Origin of the sequence: Ectobacillus ponti (assembly GCF_024294785.1) — a bacterium.
In the GTDB taxonomy this organism is placed as follows: domain Bacteria; phylum Bacillota; class Bacilli; order Bacillales; family Bacillaceae_G; genus Ectobacillus; species Ectobacillus ponti.
This window is the reverse complement of the sequence record NZ_JANCLT010000018.1, coordinates 1-15,862: the sequence shown is the minus strand read 5'-3', so window position 1 is coordinate 15,862 and position 15,862 is coordinate 1. Positions and strand designations below refer to the sequence as shown.

The following is a 15,862-nucleotide window of genomic DNA, read 5'->3' as shown; positions in this document are numbered from 1 at the left end:
TTTCCCACAATTCATTTGACCTTTCCTACAATTCATTTGACCTTTCCTACAAATGGATAAGATGCAAAGCAGTTCAGGCAAACATAAAAAGGAGGACGATCCAGAAGACCGCCTGCAGGCAATCCTTTGGTCGTCCCCCGGATGAGATACATTCAATTCTTCAACATCCCCTTCATCCGCCCCCAAATGCCGTGCTGCACCGGCTCCACCCACAGCATGCCAAACGGATTATAAAAAGCATGGTCAGTCTCATATCGGTCATCCTCGGTCCAATGTGTGCTGTACGAGGAGTCGTCATCAAAGCTTACTGTTTGTCCATCCTCGATAATCGGCTGGTCCGCAATGCGGTACATGTTAAAGCCATTCAGCACCACCACCGCTTCCTCCGGTGCAAGCGTGGCCGGAACGCGGGCGTCCGGCAGGCCGAATGCCTTCATGCCGCAGGAGGAGTAGCCGTCTTCATCACCGGACAGCGCCACAAAGGCCGCATAAAATGGCAGGAGCTCGTCCTCCTGCAGCAGCTCCTCCCACGCGTCCTTTGTGTGGGCCAGAGCTGCTGTCTCCACCAAGACGGCCATGCCGCCGGCGCGCAGCAGGGCTGCCCCCGCCTCGACAAGCCGCTGCAGACCCTCAAAGCTGCCGACCTCTGCCGTCACATACACCGTGCACGCATGCTGGCGCAGCTCCTCTAATAAACCTTGAGGCAGCGTGGTTCGGCTTGCATATGTAAAAGCCTCCATTAAATGTGGGTCATGCTCATACACATCCAGGCCAAATCCCAGCTCCCGCTTTGTATCGTACAGCGTATGCCCGGCCAGCACATAGCCATCGCTTTTTTCAGCCACCTCCTGCATGAGGTCAGGCCAGCTCTGCCACCTGCCGGGAATTCCAATTGTCACCTTTGCTTCCACTCTATCACTACCTTCACATGCCCTTTTCTACTATTATAATAGATTTTAAGGGAAACCGCAGTTGTTACCGCTTCGTATGGCACCATTCATAGATGAAGGAAAGCATCACCTTCGTAAACTCCACAAGCTGCTCCACACGCACCTTCTCATTTACCGCATGCGCTTCCTCCAGCGTACCCGGTCCATAAATGGCTGCCGGAATGTTGAAATCACTGAACCAGCCGCCATCTGTGACCGTCGGCGACATATCGATGACAGCTGAACGCCCCAGCGTATTCTCATGAAGGGAAGCAAGCTGCTGCACCGCCGGATGCTCACGGTCCACCTCAAGCGATGGGAAAATTTCGCCGCGGTCGATAATCATGGATTCCCCGCCCCACTGAAACTGTGGCGGGTGCTCGCGCAGCCACGGATCAGCTGCAGCAAGCCGCATCACATACTCCTCAACCTCAGCAGCGACCTGCTGATGCGTTTCGTTCGGATAAAAATGAACCGTGATCCAGAGACGGCATTCATCTGCAATGAACGCTGCATGGCGTCCGCCCTCAATCACAGCCGGATTGATCGTGGTCATGCCGGCCGGATAGCCCTCGTATGTCTTCATCACTGCCCAGTGCCGCTCAAGCTCCTGCAAGCCCTGCACAATTTTGGCCATCTTCTCAATGGCACTCGCACCAAACAGCTGTCCGCCCGCGTGAATCATCCGGCGGCGTGTGGCATCGTGGAACGTCTGCGGGCTTTTCACTGTAATCCAGCCGGTGATGACGCCGCCCTGCCCTTGAATATGTAAATCGCTCGTGTCCACCACAACCGCAAAATCAGCCGTATATCCGCGCTTGCAGCATTGCAGCGTGCCTGCTTCCCCCACCTCTTCGCCGATAACAGACTGAAACAGCAAATCTCCCGGCAGCTGCACACCGGCCTCCTGCAGCAGCTTAATCGCAAACAGCGCGCCGGCCATGCCGCCCTTCATGTCGGCAGCGCCACGTCCCGTCAGCCAGCCATCCTGCACCGTCGGCTCAAACGGCCCGGTCACCCATGGCTCGTCCGGCTCCACCGCCGCCACATCCACATGCCCATTGATGATGAGGCTCTTGTACTCGTCCGACTGCGTCCCTTTGCGGACTCCCACCACATTCGGATCACCCGGATACACATCCCACTTGTCGATGGAAAACTCGCATTGCTGGAGGAAGTCTGCGATAAAAGCTTGGATGTCACTCGTGTTTCTTGCCGGCGGTGCCGGCGTTTCGTAGGCGATGAGCTGCTTTGCCAGTTCAATTAGTTCGTCCTGCCGTTTTTCCACCTGTCGGATCAGCTGTTCGCGCATGTTCACAATCCCCTTTCAAAATAGAAACATATGCTTCTATTGTGGCACAGGGGACAGCGAAGTGGAAACTCCTATTTTCACACAAACAAGAACGCTGCTTTTACAATTTATATTCAGGATAGTGGGTTACGCGCAGCTCTTCTACAGGGTAAACTGACAGCTATGTTCTCCTTTCATATTGTGCCAAGCACCATTCTTTGGTTCCTTGGTCAGCAAAGGATGCTTCTACACTGTTTTCATATATTTGCCGGCAGTCCTCTTCACTTAGATGAAATTCATTTGTAACCAAGTGGAATTCTTTTGACATGGTAGTATCAGATACTGTTCTGTTATCCGTACTGATTGTGACTTTGATGCCATCCTGATGAAACTGATAGATCGGATGCTCAGCATACTGCTGAACGGCTTTTGTTTGGACATTGCTTGTCGGGCACATCTCAAGCACTACCTGTTTCTCTTTCACTTTCCGGTAAGCCTCGGCACATTCTGTAATAAATACTCCGTGGCCTATTCTTTCAGCACCCAACAATTCAATGGCATCCAACACGTTTTTGCCTATACCCGTTTCACCTGCGTGAATTGTGACCCTGTACCCATATTCTTTGGCTAATGCGATTGGTTCTACGAATCTTTCACAAAAGCCCTCTTCTTCTGCTGCACACAGGTCTATGGCTACCACACCTTTTCCAAGGAATTTCTTCCCCTTTTTCACGACCTCGAACGCACTTTCCACTGACATGGACCTTAAGCAGGACAGGATGATATTCCCCTTTATCTCATATCGGCTTTCTGCTTCCCGCATCCCCTCTATCACACTTTCAATCACCTCTTCAACATCTAATCCTTTTAATATGTGAAGCAGCGGTCCAAATCTAACCTCCAAATATTTCACATTTTCCCTTGCTGCATCCTCAAACAGCTCGAAAGTAATTCGCCTTAAGCTCTCCTTGGACTGCATGACCAAATTGGGAAGAGCAAATCTTTTTAAATATTCCACAAGGGAATCACATTCCAAAGGAGCGACCAGCTCCTTCTGCAAGCCTTCCTTATCCAGAAAGGGTAACGGAATTCCTTCCTTCCGGGCTATATCCATGATGGTTTCAGCTCTGACGCTTCCATCCAAGTGACAGTGAAGCTCAATTTTTGGCAGCTTGATAAAGTTCATTTTGACCTCCAAATATAGTTTTATATATTCAAATGCAAAATAAAAAAATTCCTGATTACGAAGAAAGTACAAGATTTGCATTTTCTTCGTAATCAGGAATTTCGGTTCCTGGTAGAGACCTCCAAACCATATTATTGGAGTTATACGAAATGGTATGGAATTGATAAACACTTTTTTAAAGAATAATAAAAAAGGGTCAGATTGTCAATGTCGTGTCTCACAGTGAAATTCCTTGATTAAGACGGCTTTCTCACCTTACGCAGCAGGCTGTCACCGTATATATATATCCAGGTCTATTGCGCAACAAAGGACGCAGGCAGCACTGGGTCCTCTCATCTATGAACCCTCAAACAACTCATCCATCAGTGCTACAGTCCTTCATGGGACTGAAAAACTTGGCCGTGACTCCTTTTAGCGGAATGGTCACATTCTCCTTCACGCTCTTAATCTTTAAGCCTTACTTCTGGACAGCCAGCAGGAAACCCTTGTACGCAAGTGTCGTACTTGCCACCTTATAAGCAGCCGACATCGTTGTCCCGCCTATGCAATTCTAGGCTTCACTGTATCAGAACTCCTGCAGGTTCCTGTAATTCCCTGGTTGTAATTGTGCTATATCATATATTTTGGTGATTCCGCTTCGGAAACATAAAAATGACCAACCCGGATGTGTACCGGGTTGGCCGTTCAGGCAGGGAGTTTTCCAAACTATCCCTGAAACTTCTCCGGAAATTGCTTCACAACACCCGCTGAGATCGTGTCAGCCATCAGAATGATATGGGTGACTCCCTCATCAATCGCAGTGATTCTTGCCTCCCAGTCTTTCTTCAGGCTTGCCGATAAGTCGTTTGCCACCAATTCCAGATGCATAAACAACAGCTTTTTCAAGTCCTCATCTTTCAAATACGGGTTGGCGCCGCTCAGGAACGCCGCCAAATCAGAGGCATTTTGATGCCATTCCTTGTTCAACTGATTCACCGAAGCTGTTTGCCCTGCCTTCGCCGCATCGACAAGTTTTCCGGCAATCACGATATGCTCCTTCAGCAGCGCCGTAAGCTGATTTCCACCCTTTTCCCCGTATACCGGCTTCACCGCATTGCCAAGATCCTCTTGATTTCTCAGCAGTCTGGCCAGCACCTGCTGTTGGTCCTCTGCCCCTGCTGTCGTTGCACTTGTAATGTAATTACTTGTCCACAATACATGATCCAGCCACAGCTTCCTGAATTCATTCTCGAACCTCACTTCCGATTGGCTCAGACGAGTCTCCGCAGCGGCACTCACTGGCCCAGCCGGCATGTTCAGCGGACCCAACAGCAGCACCCCCGCCAATAATAGCTTCTTCACACACCCTGCTCCTTTCAACATGGAATCATTGTCCCTCTTAGGATGTGTGAATGAGAAGATTGCATCCTTACAATTCATAAAGTTCTTATTTACATTCTGCGCCACTTCTTTTATATTCTTTATAAAGAACTGCATATACGGATATTTTCGAATTCTATAGCAAAAAACGAAATCTATGGACTCTCCAGGCGAGAGACATGAACGAAACAGGAGACCCAATATGTTAGAGCAAAGCATCCAGGCGTATGCATATGAGGAACAGATTGCCCTTCAGAAGGATCGTCTGCAGCAGCGCCTCTCATATCTAAATACCCTTACATTAGAAGATATCAAACTAGACATGACGGAAAAGGAAAAGGCATTGTTTGAGACACTCCTCAGCAAGCACAAGCTGTATGACCAAAGTTTTCCGGGCCTATTCAGCGTCAGCACAAGCCACAGCTTTGTCATCCAAACACCGCCGCAGCTGTGGCAGCTCTGGATTTACGATACATACATCCACGGCAAAACCGCGCCGCAGGACAAAATTTGGGTGCCGCAGGTGAAGGACATCTTCTACACCATGCATAAAAAGGGCATGTTCCGCCTCACCTGCACCTTCGGCGATCCGCACTTCCCCTCCGCCATTCAGGAGTACTTCGAACGTCTTGGCTTGCTGGGGATGGTCAGGTCGCTGGGGCGCCATACTGCCAAATGTCAGCAGATTCTGGCCAATCAGCTTCCAGCTCATACGGGGAAAGAGCTGCACAGCTCTGTCGCCTGCTATTTGTCATGGAAGCATGAAGCATTTGCTGAAGCGGTTCTTACAGAGGAGCTGCGGGAGGCGGCTGCGGCGTATAAGGAGATGATGCAAGGGGAATGCCTCACAAGAAGCACACAGGAGCCGGAATAAGCTTCCGACCGCCATCCTCAGACCCCCCCTTCTGTGGTGCCCGGGGATTCTAAGGGGAGAAGTTTTTCTTCATTTCTCCCCTTCCTGTAACATTGTTCTTCACTTTCTTGATCATCTTTCGGAGAAACAACCATAACAAAGCAGACATCCGATTATGACACAAATGCAGCTCTTCCCCAACATACTAATTCCCGCTGTACCTGTTTGGCGTAATGGAATAATGATAGATTTCAATGTCATCCTCAATAAACCCGCGCCGCTGCGCGCCCTTCAGCGTCTCAAACATATTTTCGCGCCCGACACCATTATCGGTATGCAAATATATTTGATCGGCCCGCAGCCCCCTCTCACAGATGTACTTCACCAGGTCATAGCCTGTCGGCAGCAGATTGTGCGCCTCGTCTTCCCCCAAATCATGGTCCAGCGATAAAATATGAACACGATAGTTTTCTAAATAATGAATGGCTTCCTCTACCGTTCTGGCAATCGTAAACCCTTCCGGACAGTCTCTTAGATCATCTACGTACAAATTGATTTGCTGTTTCTCTACAGTCATGCATATTCCCTTCTTCCTGCTGTTTTAAAGAAGACGAGTTCCGGATCCCCCTCATCCAGATGATCCACATAGCCGCTCTCGACATACTGAAGCGAACGAAACACCTGCTGCATCTCCTCGTTGGATTGGTTCGTTGACGAGAAAAGCTTCTCTGTCAGACAGCAACGCTCCATGTACTCCATCAGTGCCCTGGCCACCCCCTGCCTCCGCATGGCTGGATGCACAATCACGAGGTCCATAAATGCCTGCTCAAAAAAATGCTGATGATACACCAAAAAGCCGGCAGCCCGGCCTTCCCTCTGTGCAAGCAGGCACCTGTTTTCCTGTATTGCCTTCCGCAGCTTCTCTTCCCTGCTTCGGTCTCCCATCACCAGCGCATCCATGCCCGCAATGTCCTCCAGGTCCTGCAGCGTTGCCACTCTGACTTCCGCCATGCCCAAATTCCTCCCTATACGGCCCTTCTCTTCCCCCGGTTTGCCTGCAACCCCAACCGAATCAGCTTTTGCCGATCCATGAGCACGACGCCGTTTGCCTGCGCCAGCTCCTGAGCGGCTTTGGTGAACTTGCTGTTCGTAATCACCCACATGCCGTCTGCCTCATAATAGCTCCGCGCCGCCACAACCTCCTGCACAGCCGACACCCCGACGGCGCCCTTGTAGCGCTTGGCCTGCACCACAATCTTTTCCTCTCCATCATGGAGCACCAAATCGGCCCCGAAGTCTCCCGAGCCCTTTGTCACCTGTGTTTGATATCCCAAGGCGGTGAACATTACGCCCAGATACGCCTCGAACTCATGCCCGTTCATCATATCAATATCGTGGATGCCGGAGCGGCGCAACTGACCTCTCTGTCTCATCCGCAGGTACAAGTACAGTGCCAATCCTGCCGCACTGAGGCCGACCAGCCACGTGAACAGCTCCTTGCTTGTGACGTAGGCAATGAGCAAGAGTACCAGGAATGGTCCGAGGATACCGCCCTTCTTTTGCTTGTTTCGTTGTTTTGCCATGTTGTTTTCCTACCTTCTCTGCTCGTTCTTCGTTATGTATGCTATCTATTTTACAATGAAGCTTCCTTTTCTTCACCTTGAAATGAAAAAAAGACAGAGGCGCACTCTGTCTCATTTCATCGTTGATTCGCAGCAGTTCCTTGCATTCGGACAGAGTCCCTCTTCCTTTATCGGAGCGGCGCAGCTGCAAGCTGTTCGCGCATATGCACAAGCGTGGCGACTTGATTGCTGGTAATGCTGTGCACACCCATATGTAAGTAGGTTTCCATGTCCTCCGCCTTGTCTACCGTCCATACAAACACCGGCAGGGAGCGCAAGGCGGCCGCATGCAGCAGCTCCTCCGTACAGCATTTGTAATGGATGTTAATGCCGCAGCAGGACAGCTCCGCCGCCTGGCGGCACGTTTCCTGAATAAAGCGGGCATACTCAGCCTGATGCTGAAGCGCCAGCGGAATGCTTGCATTCAGCAGCACCTGATACGGGCGGTAGTGCGCCGTGACGCAGGCAACCCGCTGCTCTTCGCACCCGGTCAGCAACACCTGCTCCCGCATGCCAAATTCCTCTACGATGCGAAGCATTGGCGCGATGGCCGCGTCTTCCTTTACGTCCAAATTCATCACGCGATTGGCTTCCCTCACGAACGGAAGCACGTCCTGAAGCAGCGTAATCTGCTCCTTCGGCCCAAGGGCTTGCAGCTCCCCGAGCGTCACGTCCTGTGCGCGAACCGCTCCATGCGCGGTCAGAACGGCTTCATCATGCAGCAGTACAACTGCGCCGTCCTTCGTTGAGCGGACATCCACTTCAATCATATCTGCGCCTGCCTCAAGCCCCGCCATGACAGAGGCAACAGAATTCAGCGGCGTCTGCATGCAGCCGGTGTGCGCTGTGATTAACGGTCTTCTCATTCCGAACACTCCCCTTTGTATAAAGCTGTTGATTCCCGCACAATCAGCCGGGGCTGATAGACGGTCTGCCTTTCCATGCTTTCCTTCTGAATCAGCTTATGGAGCAGCCGCACCGCATCCCTTCCCATTCGATCGGTATCGACGCGGACTGTGGTAAGCGGCGGGACTGCCATAAGCGCGTGTTCTGTGTCATCGAAGCCGGCAACCGCAATATCCTCCGGCACCGTCCATTGCTGTTTCCAAAACGCCTGCATCGCGCCAAGGGCAAGCGCATCGTTTGTCGCAAATAAGGCGGTCGGCTTCAGGGCGCAAATCGGCTCCCACAGGGAGAAGACACCCTCATAGCCCTGCATGAAGGCCGATGTCGCAGATTGGTGGATGAGCTGGGGGACAATCCGGCCGCCCAGCTCCCGCATCCGCTCGCAAAAGCCTGTAAAGCGCAGGTTGTGGCTGCGGTGCGCCTGCGGGCCCGCAATGATGCTGACGTTGCGGTGCCCCTGTTCATATAAGTGCTCCGCCACGAGCGCCCCGCCCGTGCGGTCTTCATTGACAAGCTGGACAACATCACCCTTGTCCGTCGTGCCGTTCACCATAATATACGGCACCCCGAAGGACCCGATATGGCCGATTACCTCCTGGCTCAGCCGGCTGATCAGAATCAGCCCGTCGACGCGCTGCTCCATCATAAAGTCCGCTGACTTGGCGGACATCTCCCGTTCGGTCGTGACAAACACCGAATATTGCAGCTGAGATGCTTCCGCTAAAATCGCATCCAGCATTTTTCCGTAAACAGGGTGAGAGGCGATCGGCTGCTGCTCCCGGTACAGGATGACACCGATGTTGTGCGTCCGCTGCGACGCCATCGCCCTTGCGATGGCATTTGGCTTATATTGCAGCGCTGCGACCGCCTGCAGCACCCTGTCCCGTGCCGCTTCGCTCGTATAGCCCTTGCCGGAAATGACGCGGGATACCGTTGACTTAGACACACCGGCCAGGGCAGCAATATCATGGATGGTATAGCTCACAAAGAATCCTCCTGTCATACTCTTTGGTTGCTATTGTACAAGATAAATCGGATTTGTAAATGCTGCCAGCACATGCAGGCCGTCCACCGTGCCGTACAGCTCCGCCCGCACCCATGCAAGGGAATCTGTAGCATGAACGACATGCAGGGAGGCAGAGCCCCGTTCGCCGGCCACCAGCGTGCCGAGGTTGCTGACAAGCTGAATTTGCAGGGAATCCAGTGCAATGGCCGCATGCAGATGCTCTGGCATCGTCATTTGAATTTCAAACAATGCGTGTCCGTCCGGGTTGTTCACACAGTCGCCAATCGTATGCGTATGGGAGGCAGTGTGCATGAGCAGGTCGAGCACCGGACCGAGGGAAACCGTCATCCTGCCCTCGCGGATAGCCTGCAGCAGATCCTCCCGGAAATCCTCTGTTCCTGCAGGCACATGGACGTGTGTGACCGCAATCAGCGGGTTGCTTTCTTCGTTGCCATGCCAGTCCCGGCCGCTTACCGCAGGAATGAGGTAGCCCTGATTCAACAGCTCCGTCCAAAGCTGAAAGGCCTGCTGATTGCTCCGTTTGCCCGAAGGAAAGACCGAATTCCAAACCTCGATGTAGTCAAACTCGGCGATGTCCTCAATCGCAAACTCCCAGTAGCAGCCCGTGCAAACCGGATTGCCAATCCGAAACGGATGGGCAATGCCGGCGAGCGCGCCGAGCCGGTGCACCTCTTGAATGCCGGCATGAATATCCTCCGGCCCCGCCGCCCGCCAGTCCGTATATTCGGCCGTGCGGTAGCCGAGCGTCAGCATATGCCCGAAGAAGGTCGTCCACTCCAGGCCGTTCAGAATGCGGATGCCGGTCTCCCGCTCCACCGCCTCCTTTTCCTGCAGCGGGCTTGTCGTATTATGGTCGGTGACAGCCACGCAGGCAAGATTGAGCTCCTTGGCATGCTGCGCCATTTCCAAAAGCGTTTGCCTGCCGTCGCTGTGAAGCGTATGGGCATGCAGCTCGCAGGCCATCCAGGTTCTCTCGCGGCTGTTCTGGCGCAGGTCTGCTGCGGTGCGTGGATAGACAGGAAACGGCCGCTCAAGCGGCTTGTTTCTCCAAACGTATCCATCCCTCCGCTGCACGCTTTCCCCGTGAGCCGTCACCGCCACCCGATAGGCCAATTCGTCTGTGACAATCGCGTGCATGCTGACGGTGAGCGTCCACATGCCTGCCGGAAGCTCCCCCTTCAGCAGGCCCGGCGAGGCAAATGCTTCGCTGATGGTAAGCTGCTGCGGGCCGCCGCGGTGGCAGGCGCCGCGAAATCCGTTCGGATCCGCGAGGGAGAGCGTGGCTAAGTTTCGCAGCGGCAGCAGTGACAGAGCCACCTCCTCTGTATGCTCCTCCCCCTGATAAAAGGAGACGGCTGCCTGCGCCATCTCCAGCCCCTTTGCGCGGTCCTCCAGCCATTCCGGCTCATAGGAAAAGGACAGCTGCAGGCGGGACACGCCCGCCGGCACGTAAAAGGAATGCGCCACGTGCGACTGCACACTTGCTGCTGAAACAGCAGAGCTTGCTTCCAATAGCGTAATAGCGCGTGTTTCTGTGGTTGACTTCATGATTCCCCGCTCCTTTTTTCTCTCTGCAAACGCTGATGCGCTATAAGCCCCGTTTGTCTTCCTTCATCATGCTTTGAATATATACATAGCCGACCGCCGCGCAGATGAGAAACAGCACAACCGCCATACTGCTCGCTTTGCCGAGCTCATGATAGGAGGAGAAATGCTGCTCCATGGCAACGCCGTACATTTGCGGAGCGTTCTTATCGACCAGAAACGGAACGGTAAAGCTGCCGATAATGCCCATGAATAAGAAAGTGAACGCCACGAGCATCGTTTTCATCGTGAGCGGCATAATGAAATGAAAAAATACCCGCAGCTTGCCGGCGCCGATGTCCTTCGCACTTTCGATGACAGAAGCCGGAATCGCGGTGAGCGCGGAATGCAGCAGCATCGCGGTAAAGGGGATGTGAAACCATATACTGAGTAAAATCACGCCCTTTACGTCATATATGATAGGAGGCAGCACGCCTTTTCCGATGATTCTGGCCATCCAGCCATTGTCCCGGTACATATTAATCACGCCGTATACGGCAATGATGCCGGGCACAAACATCGGCAAAATATAGAGCCTGCGGACTATTTTCACAGCCCATCCGCTTCCAAAGCGCATATAAACCGCCATCGCATAGCTGATGCATAGCACGAGAATGCTGGATACGAGCGTAACAAACAGCGTGTGCTGCATGTTGCGGAGCATGGCCGGATCAGAAAACAAGTAGGTGTAATTCGAAAGACTTATCCCGCCCTTTTGGTCCTTAAAGCTTTCGCCAATGGAGACAATGACCGGATACATCACCAATACAACAAGAGTAAGGAACGATGGCAGCACCATCGCTCCTCCCAGCAAGCTTTGCTTTACCGTCCTGCTCATTGGCCGGCAATCTCCTTCTGCCAGCGCTTGTTGACCTCTCCGCCCAGCTGGCCGCCGTTGAAGAAGCGGTAGCCGCCGCTTACACTTTCAAACTGCTTTTGCATATCCTTGGACAAGTATTTCCAGTCAATGCCCGGATAGCCGAACATTTTGTTTGCAACCGTCTCCTGCGTCTTCACTTCCAGTGTGTAGTTTAACAGCGTTTCAGCAGCCTTCAGGCGCTTGTCGTTGCCGTTCTTTGGCAGCAGCAGGTAGGCTGGTCCGCCCGTAAAGGCCGGCTTGATTTGCTTCAGCTTCACTGAGGATGGGAGCGTGCCTTTGTTCAATGCCTCCAATGACATGTCAGACCATGCCGGAATCATATCGACTTCGCCGTTTGCCAGCAAATCCAGCGTTCCTTGGTTTTTGCGCGGGTACACACCCTTGTTGTATAAATCAGGCGCTAAACTCTTGAGCATGGCAAAGCCCTTGTCCCACTGCTGCATGATGCTTGGATCTTGGCTGTTCATCGCATCGGCCGGAAGCGTGTTATATACAGTGCTCAGCACGAAGGATGCGCCGGCACCGCCTGTGTTCGGGTCGTTGTACGCGAAGCGGCCTGGATGCTGATGAATCCATTGGTACAATTCATCCGCTGTATTCGGCACATCCTTTACCTTGTCAGAGTTGTAGGCCAAGACAACAGAGGAGGCGCGGTATGGCACCGCATAGCCGCCGGAGCTCTTCAGATTTTCAGCCGCCACTTTGCTTAAGTTCGGAATCGCTTTTGTATCGAGCTTTTCGAACAAGCCGCCTTCCTTCTCGCCGCGCACAATATCCTCGGCGCCGCCCTCATAGACGTCCACCTCGGAGTCCGCTCCCGCCTTTTTCGCGGCAATCAGCTTGTCTATCGTGCTCTGTCCGCCCTGGCCGGCAGGAAGGAAGACGAGGTCCACCTTAATTTCCGGATGCGTCTTCTCAAATTCCGGCAAAACCGTTTCCCAGAACTTCTGCACGTTGAGCGAGCCACCGGAATACAGCTTAATTGTTACCGGATCCTTCGGCGCAGCCGTCGCTGCCGTCTCCTGCTTTCCGCAGCCTGCCGCTGATACGAGCACTGCTGCCGCTGCCCCCACTACCGCTGTCTTCTTCAGCACCTTCTTCATTTGCTTGAACATCTTCATTCCTCCTCTGTTTTGTTCGGAAATACGTGTGTATGTAAGCATGTAATGCGGATGCTTTCTCCTGTTGCATATTGCGGCATGCGGGCCCTGTCAATAAACATCTTGATCGGCCCAATCGCTGTTTGCACCGTCACCTCAGCATAATGGCCGAGCATCATGACCTTTTCAATCCTGGCTTCCAAAAACGGCTCGCCTTCGCCGGCAAGAACAACATCCTCCGGGCGGACGCACACCGTAACCCCGCCCGACTCCGCCCCGTTATAATCCTGCTGCAAATCTCCGATATGCAGCTTATGATGGCGGATTTCTCCAGGCAGAAAGTTCATTCGGCCGATAAATTGCGCGACGAACAAGGAGGCTGGATTGTTGTAAATCTCCTCCGGCGTGGCAATTTGCTCGATGCGCCCTTTGTTCATGACGACGATGCGGTCGGAGATGGATAACGCCTCCTCCTGATCGTGCGTAACAAACAGCATCGTTAAGTTTTGGCGCGCCTGAATGTCCCGCAGCTCTTCGCGGAGCTGATGGCGCAGCTTGGCATCAAGCGCGGAAAACGGCTCGTCGAGCAGCAGCACCTTCGGCTCAAGCAGCAGCGCCCGCGCCAGCGCAATCCGCTGCTGCTGGCCGCCGGACAGCTCGGACGGATACTTTTTCTCCGCACCGGTCAGCTGCACAAGACCAAGCGCCCATTGCACCTTTTGCTTGATTTCCGCTTTGCTCTTTTTGCGCAGCTTCAAGCTGAATGCCAAATTGTCATACACTGTCATATGCGGCCATAGATTATAGCTTTGAAACACCATCGCAGTCGGACGCTTCTCCGGCGGCAGGCGCAGCACGCTGTCATCCGTAATGCGGATATCGCCGCTTCCCGGTTCGATAAAGCCGCCTACCGAACGCAATACCGTTGTTTTGCCGCAGCCGGACGGGCCGAGCAGCGTCACCATTTCGCCTTGCTTCACCTGAAGACTGATATCCCGGATGCCCTCTCCTGTCGGATACAGCTTCGTCATGTTTTCAATAGAAAGCTGAATTGTCATAATGTCACCGTATTTCATAGATTATTTCATTTGGAATCCGTTCACGAGCGCATCTGCCCCGACAAAGCGTCTTGCCGCCAGCAGCAGCACAATCGTCGGCAGCGTCAGCAGGATGGAGAATACCGCCCCTGCCATGCTCGGATAATCGGCAATGATGGAGTACATGATCACCGGCATGGTCTTAAAGTTTGGAATGCCGACAAGCAGCGTGCCTTGCGCCTCATCAAGAGATGAGAGGAAGGTGAACACCGATGCGACCGCAATGCCCGGCGCCGCCATGGGCAGCGTGATGTGCCAAAACACCCGAAGCGGCGATGCGCCTGCATCTCTCGCAGATTCCTCCTGCGACTGATGCACATTTTGAAAAGCGGCTGACGGAATCCAGGTCATGTACATAAGCGTGTTCATCACATGAATGAGCACGACCCCCGTAAAGGTGTTCATCAGGCCGAGCCGGTAAAAAATTACACCGATGGCCACGTACAAGCCCATTTTCGGAAACGCATTTGTCAGCAGAAAGGAAAAGAGAAAAAACCGTCTCAGCGGAAACTGAAATCTGGCGAACGCATACGCCGCCGGAATACAAATGACAATGGATACCACGGTCACCACCACGGCAATCCAAAAGGACAGACCGATTGAGCGGAGCACCTGCGGATCCTGCAGCACATATTCCCACCATTGCAGCGACCAGGATGTCGGCAGCTTTGCCGGAAACTGCCAGCCCTTTGCGAACGCGAGCAGCAGCAAATTCAACAGCGGCCCGAAGAAAAACACGCAAAAGATGACGAGAAACACGAACTCTAGGATTCTTCCTTTTTTCAATGATTTAAAATACCACACTACCGTTACCCTCTTTCTTTGCTGCAAGCCGAATCAAGCTGATGCAAGCCTCCCTTCCCGTTCTTCGTCCTCTTGACACTCCTTCAGCATTGTTTGTGGGATCGTTCCCACAGATGCTTCCTCTCTCTTACAAAACCAAGTATACAGAGCGTTTGTTAATGCTGGGGAAGCAAGCTGTTAATCCTTCGTAAAGAATTGTGAATTTCTGTCAAGTGGATCCCAGGAATGGTTCCCCCGTTACTGCAGAGAAAGCAGGACCTAAACTAACAGCAAGGCTGGTTGCAACTTGAAACACAAAAAAGCACCCGAATGTATGGCCGGATGCTACAAACTATATTGTGTATATATGAGATGCTTGAATCTCGGATGTAATGTGGGATCTATTGCTGCAAGCGTAGCAAGCGATACATATGAAAGTGATCCTTTTGCTACACTTCGTAAGTATAATTTTGCAGAAATGGCAGCCTATAAATTAGGTGACTTACGAGCGGTAGTAGCTGTTAAGCTGCCTACTACTTCACAGGTAACTATAGCAGGTTCTTCTAGGGGAAGCACTAATATAGATTCTGAATCCCAGATTATAGTTTATACAATTGAGTAGCCTACTATGGCAAGCTAGGGATTTATTGATTACTATTCCAAACGGATGTATTCACATCGCTTTGCAAAGACCAATGACATTGTTCCTGATCTCTCTAAAGGGGGCTGAATGACTCAAACTTGGACCTTATTATTTGTCACACCCCTTATCCAAGCAAATACAAAAAGACCGAAAACATATATTCAGTCTCTTCAAATAACAGGGATACACTGTTTGCTGAGTTATACCGTTTTATGTATCTTGCATAATAGGGCCTGCGTGCTTGCCGATAGCATCCAGATAATCCCTTTTACCATCATCATAATTGGTGCGGATGGAGCAATGATAAGGATGCTTGAGGCGGGCAGCAATTGGCACCTTTAGCTTTCCACACTTACGCATTTGCTGCAGGGTCTGTTCCACCTCTTTACTAACCGGGATGATGACCTTTGGCTGTACAATATCCATTTCCTTCAAAAAGCTGTCTGTGAACTTGGCCTGCAACTCCGTGGGAAGCGTGTAGTAATTCACATTCTTCCCCTCCGCTTGAAATCCGAGCCATGATACTGGATGGTCTACACTTAGTTAGACAACTCGTATCAGGGCTAGTACACTATACTTACTAACCTGAGGAGCGTGTCGTC

At 52.3% G+C, this 15,862-nt stretch carries 16 protein-coding genes and 1 riboswitch; of the genes, 1 reads left to right on the top strand and 15 read right to left on the bottom strand.

Annotated elements, in window-relative coordinates; genetic code table 11:
• Positions 1-152: 152 nt before the first annotated feature.
• The 4 genes from NK662_RS23820 to NK662_RS21140 all read right to left on the bottom strand — a co-directional run bounded on the left by NK662_RS23820 (position 153) and on the right by NK662_RS21140 (position 4,747).
• The gene (locus NK662_RS23820) at positions 153-911 is read right to left on the bottom strand and encodes a DUF4261 domain-containing protein (protein WP_254760962.1); all 759 of its coding nucleotides are present in this window, start codon (positions 909-911) and stop codon (positions 153-155) included.
• Positions 912-975: 64 nt separating this feature from the next.
• Positions 976-2,241 (bottom strand): acetylornithine deacetylase, encoded by a 1,266-nt coding sequence (locus NK662_RS21150; RefSeq protein WP_254760961.1) that lies wholly within the window; start codon positions 2,239-2,241, stop codon positions 976-978.
• 160 nt (positions 2,242-2,401) lie between these two features.
• Positions 2,402-3,406, bottom strand: a complete 1,005-nt coding sequence (add, locus tag NK662_RS21145; RefSeq protein ID WP_254760960.1) for an adenosine deaminase — start codon at positions 3,404-3,406, stop codon at positions 2,402-2,404.
• A gap of 69 nt (positions 3,407-3,475) precedes the next feature.
• Positions 3,476-3,574: riboswitch (purine riboswitch) on the bottom strand.
• Positions 3,575-4,111: 537 nt separating this feature from the next.
• A complete protein-coding gene (locus NK662_RS21140; RefSeq protein WP_254760959.1) occupies positions 4,112-4,747 on the bottom strand; it encodes a glycosyltransferase in 636 nt (211 codons plus the stop codon).
• Between the two features lie 220 nt (positions 4,748-4,967).
• Between NK662_RS21140 and NK662_RS21135 the strand changes: the two genes are divergently transcribed.
• Positions 4,968-5,639 carry a hypothetical protein gene (locus tag NK662_RS21135; protein ID WP_254760957.1) on the top strand — a complete coding sequence of 224 codons (672 nt, stop codon included), beginning with the start codon at positions 4,968-4,970 and terminating at the stop codon, positions 5,637-5,639.
• A 184-nt stretch (positions 5,640-5,823) separates the two neighbouring features.
• Here NK662_RS21135 and NK662_RS21130 read toward each other — a convergent pair whose 3' ends face one another.
• The 11 genes from NK662_RS21130 to NK662_RS21080 all read right to left on the bottom strand — a co-directional run bounded on the left by NK662_RS21130 (position 5,824) and on the right by NK662_RS21080 (position 15,749).
• Positions 5,824-6,195, bottom strand: coding sequence for a cyclic-phosphate processing receiver domain-containing protein (locus NK662_RS21130; RefSeq protein ID WP_254760956.1), 372 nt, complete (start codon positions 6,193-6,195; stop codon positions 5,824-5,826).
• Positions 6,192-6,629, bottom strand: a complete 438-nt coding sequence (locus NK662_RS21125) for a GNAT family N-acetyltransferase (RefSeq protein ID WP_254760954.1) — start codon at positions 6,627-6,629, stop codon at positions 6,192-6,194. Before NK662_RS21125 ends, NK662_RS21130 begins: the two co-directional genes overlap by 4 nt.
• A gap of 14 nt (positions 6,630-6,643) precedes the next feature.
• Positions 6,644-7,201, bottom strand: coding sequence for a restriction endonuclease (locus tag NK662_RS21120; protein ID WP_254760953.1), 558 nt, complete (start codon positions 7,199-7,201; stop codon positions 6,644-6,646).
• A gap of 167 nt (positions 7,202-7,368) precedes the next feature.
• Positions 7,369-8,106 carry a glycerophosphodiester phosphodiesterase gene (locus NK662_RS21115; protein WP_254760952.1) on the bottom strand — a complete coding sequence of 246 codons (738 nt, stop codon included), beginning with the start codon at positions 8,104-8,106 and terminating at the stop codon, positions 7,369-7,371.
• Complete coding sequence (locus NK662_RS21110) at positions 8,103-9,131, bottom strand: LacI family DNA-binding transcriptional regulator (protein WP_254760951.1); 1,029 nt, start codon at positions 9,129-9,131, stop codon at positions 8,103-8,105. The genes NK662_RS21115 and NK662_RS21110 overlap by 4 nt, the downstream gene beginning before the upstream one ends.
• A gap of 30 nt (positions 9,132-9,161) precedes the next feature.
• Positions 9,162-10,721 carry a CehA/McbA family metallohydrolase gene (locus tag NK662_RS21105; protein WP_254760950.1) on the bottom strand — a complete coding sequence of 520 codons (1,560 nt, stop codon included), beginning with the start codon at positions 10,719-10,721 and terminating at the stop codon, positions 9,162-9,164.
• A gap of 40 nt (positions 10,722-10,761) precedes the next feature.
• Positions 10,762-11,595, bottom strand: a complete 834-nt coding sequence (locus NK662_RS21100) for an ABC transporter permease (RefSeq protein ID WP_254760949.1) — start codon at positions 11,593-11,595, stop codon at positions 10,762-10,764.
• A complete protein-coding gene (locus NK662_RS21095) occupies positions 11,592-12,752 on the bottom strand; it encodes an extracellular solute-binding protein (protein ID WP_254760948.1) in 1,161 nt (386 codons plus the stop codon). The genes NK662_RS21100 and NK662_RS21095 overlap by 4 nt, the downstream gene beginning before the upstream one ends.
• A 2-nt stretch (positions 12,753-12,754) precedes the next feature.
• Entirely contained in the window at positions 12,755-13,813 is a 1,059-nt protein-coding gene (locus NK662_RS21090; protein WP_438503650.1) for an ABC transporter ATP-binding protein, read from the bottom strand.
• A gap of 3 nt (positions 13,814-13,816) precedes the next feature.
• The gene (locus NK662_RS21085; RefSeq protein WP_254760947.1) at positions 13,817-14,638 is read right to left on the bottom strand and encodes an ABC transporter permease; all 822 of its coding nucleotides are present in this window, start codon (positions 14,636-14,638) and stop codon (positions 13,817-13,819) included.
• 832 nt (positions 14,639-15,470) lie between these two features.
• Positions 15,471-15,749: a hypothetical protein gene (locus NK662_RS21080; protein ID WP_254760946.1), complete on the bottom strand. Its 279-nt coding sequence runs from the start codon at positions 15,747-15,749 to the stop codon at positions 15,471-15,473.
• Between the last annotated feature and the right edge of the window lie 113 nt (positions 15,750-15,862).

What these genes read in the sequence shown, in the direction of transcription:
- NK662_RS21150 (WP_254760961.1), bottom strand. Translation starts at nt 2,241, where the DNA reads ATGCGCGAACAGCTGATCCGACAGGTGGAAAAACGGCAGGACGAACTA.
- add (WP_254760960.1), bottom strand. Translation starts at nt 3,406, where the DNA reads ATGAACTTTATCAAGCTGCCAAAAATTGAGCTTCACTGTCACTTGGAT.
- NK662_RS21135 (WP_254760957.1), top strand. Translation starts at nt 4,968, where the DNA reads ATGTTAGAGCAAAGCATCCAGGCGTATGCATATGAGGAACAGATTGCC.
- NK662_RS21130 (WP_254760956.1), bottom strand. Translation starts at nt 6,195, where the DNA reads ATGACTGTAGAGAAACAGCAAATCAATTTGTACGTAGATGATCTAAGA.
- NK662_RS21125 (WP_254760954.1), bottom strand. Translation starts at nt 6,629, where the DNA reads ATGGCGGAAGTCAGAGTGGCAACGCTGCAGGACCTGGAGGACATTGCG.
- NK662_RS21120 (WP_254760953.1), bottom strand. Translation starts at nt 7,201, where the DNA reads ATGGCAAAACAACGAAACAAGCAAAAGAAGGGCGGTATCCTCGGACCA.
- NK662_RS21115 (WP_254760952.1), bottom strand. Translation starts at nt 8,106, where the DNA reads ATGAGAAGACCGTTAATCACAGCGCACACCGGCTGCATGCAGACGCCG.
- NK662_RS21105 (WP_254760950.1), bottom strand. Translation starts at nt 10,721, where the DNA reads ATGAAGTCAACCACAGAAACACGCGCTATTACGCTATTGGAAGCAAGC.
- NK662_RS21100 (WP_254760949.1), bottom strand. Translation starts at nt 11,595, where the DNA reads ATGAGCAGGACGGTAAAGCAAAGCTTGCTGGGAGGAGCGATGGTGCTG.
- NK662_RS21095 (WP_254760948.1), bottom strand. Translation starts at nt 12,752, where the DNA reads ATGTTCAAGCAAATGAAGAAGGTGCTGAAGAAGACAGCGGTAGTGGGG.
- NK662_RS21090 (WP_438503650.1), bottom strand. Translation starts at nt 13,813, where the DNA reads ATGAAATACGGTGACATTATGACAATTCAGCTTTCTATTGAAAACATG.